Below are 12945 nucleotides of genomic sequence, written 5' to 3' on the forward strand. Positions count from 1 at the left end.
CGGCGCCCACCGATTAATACACAACTACGTAAACACTATTTCCCTACACGCCGCTCGTCCGTTCTCGGGCCGGCAGCGCTTGCAGGCGCGGAAGCCGGCCTGCTGGCAGGCGGCGGCGCTCGGCCGGAACACCATGTTCTCCGGTTTGGGCGGCACCGCCGGGCAGCTCGGCCGGCAGTAGATTCCGGTGGTCACGACCGCCGTGAAGAACCAGCCGTCGAAGCGCGCGTCCTTGGACCGGACAGCGCGCACACAGCGTTCGCGGTCCGTGTGCATCCCGTTCTGCATGGGTCCAGCATCGTCGGGGGAACACGACGGCGCTGGCGAGAATCCGACATCAACGTCGTGTGGCCGGGGCCGCCGCACGCTCCTGCCAGGACACCAGGGACCAGATCACGAAGCCGTCGACCGCCATGACGACGACCGACCAGAGCGGCTCGTAGGGCAGGAACAGGAACTGCAGCACGAGGCTCAGCGCGGCGAGGAAGACGCCCGTGAAGCGTGCCCAGGTCATCCCCCGCAGCAGGGCCGCGCCGGTCACGGCGGCGAGGACGCCGAGCGTGAGGTGGATCCAGCCCCAGCCGGTGAGGCTGAGCTCGTAGACGTAGGAGCCGATCCGGGCGTAGACGTCGTCCTCGGCGATGGCCGCGATGCCCTGGAGGACGGCCAGCACGCCGCTGCAGAGCATCAGGACGCCCGCGAAGACGATGCCGTCGCCGAGCCGCCGGCGGCCCGGGCCGGGCGGGTGCGGTCCGCCGCGCGGCGCGGACCAGGCGGCGCCGATCTCGCCGTGCGGGCCGCCGGCCGGAGGGTGCGCGCTCATGCGGGGAGGTCCTCTCGGCGGGGCCGGGTCGCGAGGAAGTCGACGATCGCCAGCGCGAAGAGCAGGGCGAGGGCGAGACCGACGACGACCCAGCCCGTCGGGTAGGGCCACAGGAGGAAGGCCAGGACGGCTCCCCCGGCCAGGATCCACGTGATCCAGGTGCGGTAGCGGTCCACGAACGGCCCGACGGGGCCGGTGCGCAGTCCGGCGTGATCGGCGGTCGTGCGCACGGCGCCGATGCCCGAGTGCCACAGCCGTCGTACGAGCTCGGCGTGCCGGCCGGGCCCGGTCAGCCACGCGGCGAGGGCGATCACCACGCCGAGGGCCACCGCCGACCGCACGGAGGTGCGCAGGAACCGGACGAGCGTGTCGTACACGGACCCGGCGGCCGGCTGGGAGACGCCGGCCGGCAGGGCGTCCAGGTAGACGACCCGGAAGACGGTCAGCGCGACGCCCAGGAGGAGCGTGGCGAAGGCGAAGCAGAGCGCGGCGACGATCAGGACGCGGCGGCGGTGCGCCGTCAGCAGGACGCCGGCCGCGATCAGCAGGACCGCGACGACGGGCAGCCAGAAACCCACCAGCTGCAGCACCCGGAAGTAGGTCTTGACCTTGCCGATGTCCTCGGACCTGACGACGGTGAAGTCGGTGTGGATCTCCGGGATCTTCCCCGCGATCGTCAGGCCGGAGTCGACGAGTCGTTGCTTGACCTGGTCGACGACCGGCGCGAGGTCCAGCGTCACCGTGTCGTTGTTGATCTTCACCGCGCCGCCGCCGCTGCCGGTGAGCGCCTTCTCGACGGAGCTGTGGATCCTGCGGTTGGCGTCGGTCCAGATCTTCTGGAAGGCGTCGGAGGCGACGATCGCCTGCGCCTTGTCGTGCACGAAGCTGCGGACGGCGTCCTCGAGCGAGGGGCCGAGTCTGCCGAGGGCCTTCTCCAGCAGGGGCCGCTGGGCGGGGGCTGCGTCCTGGAGGAGCGCGGTGAGGTCGATGCGCTCCATCAGCGCGTCCGTGACGCGGTCGGCGACCGCGTTCTGGACGTCCTTGTCGGCCGCCAGCGGGCGCACGGTGGCGACATAGCGGTCGGTGTCGCCCACGATGCTGGACGTCCAGGCCGCCACGAGCCCCAGCGGGGCGAGGACGCAGCCGAGGACGATGAGGACGACCGCCAGGACCGAGCGGACCCGGTGGTGGGCGGGCGGACGGCTGCGCTCCGCCTCCAGCGCCGCGACGCGCGCCCGGAGCATCGCCAGCTCCGCGTCGGCGGGAACACCGCTCTCCGCCATGCCGCACTCCCTCGCCGTCGGCTCCGCCGGTCCCGGGTGGGTCCGGTCGTTGCCAGCACACCCCGCCCGTGCGGCGGCGGCGAGCGCGGCCGGGCCGTCCGGGTGAACGACCCCGCCGCCGGCGCCCGGCCCGCTACATGTTGATCATGTGACCGGCCAGGCCGTGCACCGCCTCCTTGACGGCCTCGCCCAGCGTCGGGTGGGCGTGGACGTTGCGGGCGACCTCGTGGACGGTGAGATCCCACTGCTGGGCCAGCGTCAGCTCGGGCAGGAGCTCGGTGACGTCGGGGCCGATGAGGTGGCCGCCGAGGAGCTCGCCGTACCGGGCGTCGCTGATCAGCTTCACGAAACCGGTGACGTCGCCGAGGCCGTGCGCCTTGCCGTTCGCGGTGAACGGGAACTTCGCCACCTTGACGTCGTGGCCGAGCTCGCGGGCCTGGGCCTCGGTGTACCCGAAGCTCGCGATCTGCGGCTGACAGTAGGTGGCGCGCGGGATCATGGCGTAGTCCAGCTCCATGGTCTCCGCGCCGGCGATCGTCTCGGCGGCGACCACGCCCATCGCCTCGGCGGTGTGCGCGAGCATCAGCTTCGCGGTGACGTCGCCGATGGCGTAGAGGTGCGGGACCGAGGTGCGGCAGCGGCCGTCGACGTCGATCGCGCCGCGTCCGGTGACCGCGACGCCGGTGTTCTCCAGGCCGTATCCGGTGACGTTCGGGGCGAAGCCGATCGCCTGCAGCACCTTGTCGGCCTCGAGGACCTGCTGGGCGCCGTCCTTGCCGGTGACGGTCACCCGCACCTGCGGCCCGGAGTCGTCGATGGACTCCACGCGGGTGGAGGTGAGCACGTCGATGCCCAGCTTCCGGTACTGCCTGGCCAGTTCGGCGGATACGTCGGCGTCCTCCAGGGGCGCGACCCGGTCCAGGAACTCGACGATCGTGACCTTCACGCCGTAGTTGTGCAGGACGTAGGCGAACTCGATGCCGATGGCGCCGGCGCCCGCGACGACGATCGACTGCGGGAGGTCGTCGGCGAGGATCTGCTCCTCGTACGTCACCACGCGGGAGGTGCGCTTGGTGCCGGGCAGCAGTTTCGGGGTGGCTCCGGTGGCGATGATGCACGCGTCGAAACCGATGGTGCGTGTTTCCCCGTCGCCCCCGGTCACCGTGAGGGTGCGGTCGTCCACGAAGGCGCCGCGGCCGTCGAACTCGGTGATCTTGTTCTTCTTCATCAGGTAGTGGACGCCCTTGACCCTGCCGTCGGCGACCTTGCGGCTGCGGCGGTAGGCCTCGCCGTAGTCGAAGGAGACCTGTCCGTCGACCTTGATGCCGAAGGTCTTCGCCTCGCGGGTGAAGATGTGGGCGAGTTCCGCGTTGCGCAGGAGCGCCTTGGTGGGGATGCAGCCCACGTTGAGACAGACGCCTCCCCAGTACTTCTCCTCGACTACGGCGACGCGCTTGCCCAGTTGGGCGGCGCGGACCGCGGCGACGTAGCCGCCGGGACCGGCGCCGAGGACCACGACGTCGAAGCGTTCGTCCTGCTCGGCCATGGGAGGTTTCCTTTTCCGTGGAGTGCGTGACGGGTGATGCGTCGTTCCTTTCCGATTCTTCCGTGTCGCCGGAGAGAATGCGTGAGTGATCGAACACTGTTGTGACGTGATGAGCAGCCAGGTGAACCAGCGGTGCGAGGCGCACCCCGACCCTTTCGCGTGTCCGGACGCGCTGGTGCGGTTCGTGCCCGAGTTCCAGGAGTACGGGCTGCTCGTCCACGACGGCGGCACGGCCTCGGTCGGGATCACCCACTGTCCGTGGTGCGGGGTGCGGCTGCCCGCGTCGCAGCGGGACCGGTGGTTCGACGAGCTGGAGGCACGGGGGATCGACCCCTGGGAGGACGAGGTTCCTCCGGAGTTCGAGGACGAACGGTGGCTGCGGACGGACGGCGGCGGTACTGCGGCCGGGTGAGCGTGCCGGTGGGCACGGTCACCGCCCGGCGCGCGGCGACCGTGCCCACCCTGCTGCTCTGTCCGTTTCCGGTGTTTCCGGTGTTGCCGGTGCCCCGGTCTTGCCGTGATTCCGGGGCGTTCCGGGGTGGCGGTGGTGCTGAAACCGATTGCTACGACGTTGCCGTGGGCCGTCGCGAGGCCTTCGTCGCCTCGGTGACGTCCGTCAGCGGCCGCAGCCGGTAGGTGTACGCGTAGTCGCGGTCGGCGAACAGCTTGTACTCGTCGTGGGTGTGCGCGCCCCAGCTGTTGTCGCCTCCGACGCCCATCTGCCGGTGCGCGAGGCGCAGGACGACCTCCTTGCGCGGGGTGAGCTGGTAGTCGTGCCGAGCCCCGACCGACAGGTCCTCCGGGGTGAAGTGCGAGGCGTTGACCTCCAGGAGCGGCTCACCGCAGACGAGCAGTCCGTTGCCGTCGTCGTCGGTGAGGGCGACCCAGCGGACGTCCGTCCTGTTGCCGTTCTCCTGCGGCCGCAGATAGGAGGTCCACTGCCCGCTGACGGTGCCGGAGTACAGGCCGACGTCGGTGGCGTCGTTGCGGTCCCAGTGGTTCTCCTCGGGGCCGCGGCCGTAGTAGTGCAGGTTCTCCAGGCTGCCGGGCAGCAGGAGCAGGGTGCCGACCTCGGGGATGTAGGGCAGCGAGGCCGCGCCCGGGTGCAGGGTGTTGTCGACCTTGATCTCGCCGTTTCCGAAGACGGTGTACGTGGTGGTGTACGTCGACTCCGTCGTGGTGGGCAGCGTCCCGGCGACCTTGATCTCGACGGCCCGGTCGCGCAGCGCCCGCACGCTCACACCGGTCACCCGGCGGCGGGCGCCGGCGTCACGCCAGGTCTGGTTGCGGGTGTGCTGGCCGTTGCCGCGGTCGTTGTCGGTGGGCGCCCGCCAGAAGTTGGGGGCCGGACCCGAGGTCAGCAGCCGTACGCCGCCGGCCCGGTAGGAGCTGATCAGGCCGGTCTTCTTGTCGACGACGACCGAGAAGCCCCGGCCCCTGACGGTGACCGACTCCGCGCCGTCCTCATGGCCGAGCGCCGGGACGGAGCCCAGCGGCACGGGGGCGACCGCGGGGCTGCCCGCGTCCACGGCGATCTGCACGCGGGCCGCCTCGAACCCGGCCTTCGCCCACTTGGTGTGCCGGCTCGTGGTGAACGACAGCTGCAGGAAGTACTCGGCGCCCGCCGCCGGCCGGGCCGGCAGCCGGAACGGCACGGTGATCTGCTTGCTCGACAGCGGCGCCACGTCGAGCTGGGCACGGCTCAGCCTTCCGTGCTGCACCACCTTGCCGTCCGCCACCAGCTCCCACCGTCCGTCGTACTCGCGCAGGTCGGTGAAGAGGTTCTCGTTGGTGAGGGTGACCGCTCCGCCCGGGGCGAGCCGGGCGCCGCCGGCGGGCGCCGCGCCGATCGCCTGGTAGATCCGTTTGACCTCGGCGGACTTGCCGGTGAGCCCGCGGTCGGCGGTGACGATCCCGTCGCCGGAGAACGCGCCGTCGTTGGGGTTGTCGCCCCAGTCGCCGCCGTAGGCGTAGAACGTCCGGTGGCGGGGCCGCTTCTCCTCGAGGCCGACGGTGGCGGCGTCGAACCAGAAGCGCACCCCGTCGTCGCCGGGTCCGCGGCTCTCGGTGGCCAGCTCGGCGGCGCTCAGCGCCCGGGCGTACACACGGGCCCGTCGCACGGTTCCGCTGAACTCCCGGGTGGGGTTGTCGACGTCGGTGGCCAGGGACAGCGGAGCGGTGTTGACGGCGGGGCGCACCGAGGTCGTCCGGGTGGCCCGGACCGAGCCGTCCACGTACAGCGTCAGAGTGCCCGCCGCCGCGTCGAAGACGCCCGCGACGTGGTGTTCCGCGCCCGTCCAGCCGGCCGGCAGCGCCCAGCTCACGGCGGCCCACTGGCCGCTGCCGTAGATGAAGAACTCCAGCGTCCTGTCGGTCTGTTTCAGCGCGTAGTGGGTGTCGCCCTTGGCGAGGATCGGCTGGTGGTAACCGGTTACGTGCGGTGTTGCCCAGGCCTCCAGGGTGAGGGAGCCGGTGAGGTCGAGCCGCGCGTCGCGGGCGAAGACGGTGCCGCCGAAGACGCCCTTGTCGCGGCTGAACCCGCCGCTGGGCGCGATGACCTCACCGCGCAGCGCGGCGGGGCCGGACTCGGTGAACAGCGTGCGGGTGGGGGTGGGCCAGTCCAGGGCCTGGTCGACGAAGTCCCAGATCCAGCCGCCCTGCAGTACGTCGTGGCGGCGCACGAGGTCCCAGTATTTCTTGAAGTTTCCGCTGGAGTTGCCCATCGCGTGCGAGTACTCGATCATCACGTACGGTCGGGTGTCGGCGGTGTCCTTCGCCCTCGCCTCGACGCGGGAGGGGCTGTCGTACATCTCGGAGCGGATGTCGCTGATCCCGGGCCGGTCGTCGCCCTCGTACTGGATGACGCGCGTGGTGTCGTACGAGCGGATCCAGTCGTGCATGGCGTTGAACGTGGTGCCGCCGCCGGCCTCGTTGCCGAGCGACCAGATGACGACCGAGGCGTGGTTCTTGTCGCGGTGGACCATGTTCTGGGCGCGGGCCACGCAGGCCGTCGTCCACTCGGCGTGGTCGCCGGGGTACTGGCCGCGGATGCCGTGGGTCTCGAGGTTGGTCTCGTCGACGAGGTACAGGCCGTACTCGTCGGCGAGTTCGAGCCACTGCGGGTTGTTGGGGTAGTGCGAGGTGCGGACGCTGTTGATGTTCAGGCGCTTGATGATCCCGATGTCCTCGACCATGTCGGCGCGGGTGAGTGCCGAGCCGTGCCGGGGGTGCATCTCGTGGCGGTTGACGCCGCGGAAGGAGACGGGCCGGCCGTTGATGCGCATCAGGCCGTCCCGGAGCGCGAACTCACGGAAGCCGACCCGGTGGGAAAGGGTTTCGATCACTTTGCCGGCCGGGTCGCGCAGCCGGAGCACGGCGGTGTAGAGGTTCGGCTGTTCGGCCGACCACAGGCGCGGCGCGGGCACGGCCTTCGCGGCCCGGACGGTGCTCTCGTCGCCGGCGGCGAGGGCGACGGCCTGGACCAGCGGTCTCGGCCACACCGGGTGGCCCTTCTCGTCGTACAGCTGGGTCTCGACGGCGTACCGGCCGGCGCCCTTGTCGCCGTAGTCCCGCACGCTGGCGGTGACCGACAGCTCGGCCGCCCGGTAGTCGTCGCTGAGCGGGGTGTCCAGCCGGAAGTCGCGCAGGTGGACGGCGGGCGTGGAGTAGAGGTAGACCGAGCGGAAGATGCCGCTCAGCCGGATCATGTCCTGGTCCTCCAGCCAGTCGCCGTCGGAGTAGCGGTAGACCTCCACGGCGATCTGGTTGACGCCCTCCTTCAGATGCGCGGTGATGTCGTACTCGGCCGGGTCGTAGGAGTCCTCGTGGTAGCCGACGAGCGCCCCGTTGATCCACACGTAGTGGGCGGACTTGACGCCCTCGAAGTGGAGGAAGGTCCGCCGTCCGGACCAGCCGCGCGGGACGGTGAAGGTGCGGCGGTACTGCCCGACGGGGTTGTAGCGGGTGGGCGCGGCGGGCGGCTGCGCCTCCTCCCCCAGGCCGTTGGGGCCCCACCATGGGTAGGTGATGTTGATGTAGATGGGACGGTCGTAGCCGTGCAACTGCCAGGCTGAGGGCACGGGAAGGGTGTCCCAGCCGCGGTCGTCCAGGTCGGTCCGGTAGAAGTCGACGTCACGGTCGTCGGGGCGTTCGGCGTGGGCGAACTTCCATACGCCGTCGAGGCTCAGCCGGTATGGCGAGCGCGTACGGTCGGCCGTCAGGGCCTGGGCGAGGTCCGCGTAGGGCATCAGGGTGGTGTGCGGGGCCTCGACGCCGAGACGGAAGACGTCGATGCGGCCGTTCCATTCGGGGGCGCCGACGGCCGCCCCCGCCTCGTCGGACGCCACGGCCGCGCGGGCGGCGGCGGGCGTGGACAGGGCGAGCGCGCCGAGTACGGCGGCCGACCCCTCGAGCAGCCGGCGGCGGCTGACGGCCGCCTGCGGGCGGTGGTCCGGCTCCGCCCTACGGGGGCGGTCCGGCCGGTCCATGGGTGACACGTGCGGGTGCGACATGACCACGACCTTCCTCGGGGCGATCCATGCGGCTGTGCACGGACCGAGGTGTGTCAGATCGTGTCCAATCCTGTTGATAAAACGAACATAGGCGCGCCGCGATGGCCGAATTTCAACTCTCTTCGGCGCAACGTCACTTGGTGCACCCGCGACACACGCGCTCTTCTGGTGACTTGCGTCAATAGACGTCGCGCACGTACCGCTTGTCGGCGGCGAGCTGCTTCACATACGCCGCCGCCTCCGGCTCGCTCAGACCGCCGTGCACGACCACGACGTCGCGCAGGGCCTGGTCGACGTCCTTGGCCATCCGGGAGGCGTCGCCGCAGACGTAGAAGTGCGCGCCGTCCCGCAGCCAGGACCACAGATGGGAGCCGTGCTCGCGGATCCGGTCCTGGACGTAGACCTTGGCGCGCTGGTCGCGGGAGAAGGCCGTGTCCAGGCGGGTGAGGACGCCGTCGGCCCGCAGGGCGGTCAGCTCCTCCTCGTAGTAGAAGTCCGTCGCCCGGTGCTGCTCGCCGAAGAAGAGCCAGTTGGGACCCCGGTGACCGCGCGCCCGGCGCTCCTCGAGGAACCCGACGAAGGGCGCCACTCCGGTGCCCGGGCCGACCATCACCATCGGCGTCGAGGGGTCCGCGGGCGGCCGGAAGTGCGGCGAGCGCTGCACGTGGACCGGGACCTCGGCGCCGGCTCCGGCGTCGGCGAGGAAGGGCGAGCAGACGCCCTGCCGGGGCCGGCCGGCCAGGTTCTCGTAGCGCACCACGGAGACGGTGAGCGAGACGAGGTGGGGGTCGGTCAGCGGGCTGGAGGAGATGGAGTACAGGCGCGGTTGCAGCCGCCCGAGGACGTCCGCCCACTCCTGCGCGCCGGCGCGGACGCCGGACTCGGCCGCCACATCGACGGCCTGCCGGCCCCAGGACCACTTCGCCAGCTCGTCCTTGTTGTCCGGGCGCAGCAGTTTGCGCAGCTCGCGCGGGTCGCGGGTGCGGTCGGCCGTGAAGCGCAGCAGGGCCGGAGTGATCCGGGTGATGTCGAGGCAGCGCAGCAGGGCCTCGCCGAGCGCCGTCTCCCCGACGCCGTTCACCTGCACGCGCGCGTGCGCGTCGAGTCCGGTGACGGACAGCCACTCCGCCACCAGGTCCGGGGAGTTGAGGGGCCGCACGCCGAGCGCGTCGCCCGCCTCGTAGACGAGCGGGGTCTCGCTGTCGCGTGTGTCGAAGGTGAAGCGCCGGACCTCCTTGCCGGAGCCGGGCAGGCTCAGCAGCCGGTTGCCGGTGAGCCGGGCGGTGACGGGCGCGGGACGCCTGGAGCGGGCGGGGGCGGCGGACGGGACCGCGACGACGGACGGGGCCGCGGGGGCGGCGTGGGCCGCGGCGGCGGCGTCCGGCGAACCGATGGAGGCGGGGAAGGGGCCGGGGGCCGCCGCGGGTGTCGCGCCGGGGGGCGCGGGCAGCAGCTCCGTCGCGTCCTTGAGGGCGGTGAGCACCTGGTCCAGCCAGAGCTCGGCCTCCGTCTCGTAGTCCGGTTCGCAGTCGGTGCGCGGGGTCAGACGGACCGCGCCGAGCTCGTCCATACGACGGTCCAGGCGCCGGCCGTGTCCGCAGAAGTCGTCGTAGGAGGAGTCCCCGAAGGCGAGGACGGCGTAGCGGCGGCCCTCCAGGCGCCCGGTGTCCAGCGCGGCCAGGCCGTCCCAGAAGCCGGCGCCGTTGTCGGGTGCGTCGCCGTCGCCGAAGGTGCTGGTGATCAGCAGCAGGTCGGCGTCGGAGGGCAGGGCGGCGGGGTCGGCCTCGTCCATGGCGACCAGGGCGGCCTGGTGACCGCCGGCGGAGAGCCGTGCGGCGGTGGCGGCGGCGAAGTCCTCGGCGGTGCCGGTCTGGGAGGCCCACAGGATCACGACCCGTCGCGCCGGGTCCGGGGAGGGGGCGGGCGTGGCCGGGACTGCGGTGGTGCGGGAGTACATGCCCGCGAGGGTGCCGTTGACCCACAGGGCGTGCTCGGGGCTGAAGGGGGCGTCCGGCGGCAGGACCGGCACGCCCGGGGCGCCGGCCGGGATGCCGGCGAGGAAGCCGACCAGATAGCGCCGTTCGCGTTCGGTCAGCACCGGCGGCGGTACGGGGTCGAGGCCGAACACGGCGGCGGAGGGCTGGACCGCGGCGGGGACGACAGCGCTGGGAGGGGCAGCGGGCGCGCCGGTCGCGGAGGCGGCGGCGAAGGCCGGGGACGCGACGGGGACGACGGCAGAGGGGACGAGAGCGGCGGGTTGCGGTGACCGGTCGGCCGGGGCCCCGGTCGCCGGAGAAAGCACGGTAACCGGTGTAGAAACCTTGGTCAGCGAGACCGCGCACACCTTCAGCTCGGGCTGGAAGGACAGCGGGTCGACGGCGTCGCTGGTGACCGCGTTGACGCTGAGGTACTCGCCGAACAGGTCGTTCCAGTGGAACGGGGCGAAACAGGATCCGGGCAGCACCCGGTCGGTGACGACAGCCGGCAGCACGGCCCGCCCGCGCCGTGAGGCGACCTCCACGGAGTCGCCGTCGACGAGACCGAGCGCGGCCGCGTCCTCGGGGTGCACCTCGACGAACGGGCCCGGGTCGAGCTTGTTGAGCTTGGCCACCTTGGCGGTCTTCGTCAGGGTGTGCCACTGGTGCTGCAGGCGGCCGGTGTTGAGGACGAACGGGTAGTCGTCGTCGGGCATCTCGGCGGGCGCCACGTGCGGGCGCGGATGGAAGACGGCACGGCCGGAAGCCGTGGGGAAGGTGAGCGTGCCGTCGTCGTTCACGTACCGGATCGGGTTGCGGTCGGCGCCGTCGACGGCGGCCGCGGGCCACTGGACCGGGGTGTCGCGCAGCCGCTCGTACGTCACTCCCCGCAGGTCGTAACCGGTTGCCGGGTTGTACGCCTGCTTGATCTCCTCGAAGACCTCCTCGGCGCTGTCGTACGAGAAACCGCTCTCGTAACCCATGGCACGGGCGACGGCCGCGATGAGCCGCCAGTCGGCCGTCGCCTCGCCGGGCGGGTCGGCGGCGGGACGGGCGAGGGTGAGGTTGCGCTCGCTGTTGATGAGCACGCCCTCGGTCTCGGTCCACAGGGCGCCGGGCAGGACGACGTCGGCGTAGGCGTTGGTCTCGGTGTCGGCGAAGACGTCCTGCGCGACGACGAACTCGGCCGCCTCCAGACCCTCGATGACCGTCCTGCGGTTGGCCACGGAGGCGACGGGGTTGGTGCAGATGATCCAGCAGGCCTTGATCTCGCCGTCGGCCATCTTCCGGAACATCTCCACGGTGCCCTTGCCGACGCCGTCCGCCCTGACCGTGCCCGCGGGCAGACCCCACAGCTCCTCGGCGAAGGCGCGGTCGGCGTCGACGAGGACGGAGCGCTGACCGGGCAGTCCCGGCCCCATGTACCCCATCTCACGCCCGCCCATGGCGTTGGGCTGGCCGGTGAGGGAGAAGGGGCCGCTGCCCGGCCGGCAGATGGCGCCGGTGGCGAGGTGGAGGTTGACGAGCGCGTTGGTGTTCCAGGTGCCGTGCGTGGACTGGTTGAGGCCCATGGTCCAGCAGCTGGTCCACTCCCCCGCCTCGCCGATCGTGCGGGCCGCCTCGCGCAGGTCGGCCTCCGGTATGCCGGTGATCCGCTCGACGGCCGCGGGCGGGTAGTCGGCGAGGAACCGGGGCATCTCCTCCCAGCCCTCGGTGAACGCGTCGATGAACGCGTGGTCGGTGTGGCCGTTCTCGTGCAGGAGGTGCAGCAGGCCGTTGAGGAGGGCGAGGTCGGTGCCGGGCCTGATCTGCAGGAACAGGTCGGCCTTGGCGGCGGTGGCGGTGCGCCGCGGGTCGACGACGATCAGTTTCGCACCCGCTTTCACCCGTTCCATCATGCGCAGGAAGAGGATGGGGTGGCAGTCGGCCATGTTGGAGCCGATGACGAGGAAGACGTCCGCGCGGTCGAGGTCGTCGTAGGAACCGGGCGGACCGTCGGCGCCGAGAGACAGCTTGTAACCGGTTCCGGCGCTTGCCATGCACAGCCGGGAGTTGGACTCGATCTGGTTGGTCCGCAGGAAACCCTTGGCGAGTTTGTTGGCCAGGTACTGCGCTTCGAGGCTCATCTGGCCGGACACATAGAGCGCGACCGCGTCGGGGCCGTGCTCGTCGACGACGGCCCGCAGCCGCCGTGCCGTCTCGGCGACCGCCGCGTCCACGGGGGCGGGCGCCGGCTCCTCGCCGCGGTCCTGGCGGACGAGGGCGGTGGTGAGCCGGCCGGGCGCGGCGAGCATGTCGGCGGTGGTCGCGCCCTTGGTGCACAGCCGTCCGGAGTTCGCCGGGTGCCGCTTGTCGCCGGAGGCCTTCAGCACCGTCCGACGTCCGTCCGGCCCGAAGCCGATGTCGAGGACCATGCCGCAGCCGACGCCGCAGTACGAGCAGACCGTGCGCACCTTCGTCTCGGTCGCGCTGTCGGTCCGCGGGTCCGGCACGGCCACGGGCGCCCCCTTCCTTGTGACGATCGGCCCGGCGAGAGCCTCTCCAAGCCTCTGCGACGGTACGAACCGTGCATTACGCAGGTGTCTCCCGGACCGGCCGCCGGGAGTTAAGCCCGGCGCACACCGCGGGGCGGCCTGATGTGAGCGTACGGCGGACGAGGAGCCTGTGCGGACGACGAAGCGGACGAAGAGGCGAACGGCACAACGGACAGGTGGGCGCCGGGACGGCCGAGCACGCGGACGACGAAGCGGACGAAGAAGTGGACGGCACAGCGGACGGGTGGGCGCCGGGACGGCCGAGCACGCGG

6 protein-coding genes and 1 pseudogene are annotated in these 12945 nt (G+C 71.7%); 1 reads left to right on the forward strand and 6 read right to left on the reverse strand.

Annotated features, from left to right (window positions below; translation table 11 throughout):
• Positions 1-63: 63 nt before the first annotated feature.
• The 4 genes and pseudogenes from ABT300_RS34800 to lpdA form a co-directional block, all read right to left on the reverse strand.
• Positions 64-288 (reverse strand): annotated as a pseudogene (locus ABT300_RS34800) (Ada metal-binding domain-containing protein); the annotation flags it as partial.
• Between the two features lie 49 nt (positions 289-337).
• Positions 338-823: a DUF7144 family membrane protein gene (locus ABT300_RS34805; protein WP_351684491.1), complete on the reverse strand. Its 486-nt coding sequence runs from the start codon at positions 821-823 to the stop codon at positions 338-340.
• Positions 820-2106 carry a hypothetical protein gene (locus ABT300_RS34810; protein ID WP_351684494.1) on the reverse strand — a complete coding sequence of 429 codons (1287 nt, stop codon included), beginning with the start codon at positions 2104-2106 and terminating at the stop codon, positions 820-822. Before ABT300_RS34810 ends, ABT300_RS34805 begins: the two co-directional genes overlap by 4 nt.
• Before the next feature lie 133 nt (positions 2107-2239).
• The gene (lpdA, locus tag ABT300_RS34815; RefSeq protein ID WP_351684497.1) at positions 2240-3652 is read right to left on the reverse strand and encodes a dihydrolipoyl dehydrogenase; all 1413 of its coding nucleotides are present in this window, start codon (positions 3650-3652) and stop codon (positions 2240-2242) included.
• Between the two features lie 85 nt (positions 3653-3737).
• On the opposite strand from lpdA, the gene ABT300_RS34820 reads away from it, so the two are divergent.
• Positions 3738-4064 (forward strand): DUF6980 family protein, encoded by a 327-nt coding sequence (locus ABT300_RS34820; RefSeq protein WP_351684500.1) that lies wholly within the window; start codon positions 3738-3740, stop codon positions 4062-4064.
• Between the two features lie 151 nt (positions 4065-4215).
• On the opposite strand, the gene ABT300_RS34825 is transcribed toward ABT300_RS34820, so the two are convergent.
• Positions 4216-8163, reverse strand: coding sequence for a glycoside hydrolase family 2 TIM barrel-domain containing protein (locus tag ABT300_RS34825; protein ID WP_351684502.1), 3948 nt, complete (start codon positions 8161-8163; stop codon positions 4216-4218).
• Positions 8164-8341: 178 nt separating this feature from the next.
• Positions 8342-12553, reverse strand: a complete 4212-nt coding sequence (locus ABT300_RS34830) for a bifunctional nitrate reductase/sulfite reductase flavoprotein subunit alpha (RefSeq protein WP_351684505.1) — start codon at positions 12551-12553, stop codon at positions 8342-8344.
• Positions 12554-12945 lie beyond the last annotated feature (392 nt).

Origin of the sequence: Streptomyces sp. NPDC001027 (assembly GCF_040299045.1) — a bacterium.
In the GTDB taxonomy this organism is placed as follows: domain Bacteria; phylum Actinomycetota; class Actinomycetes; order Streptomycetales; family Streptomycetaceae; genus Streptomyces.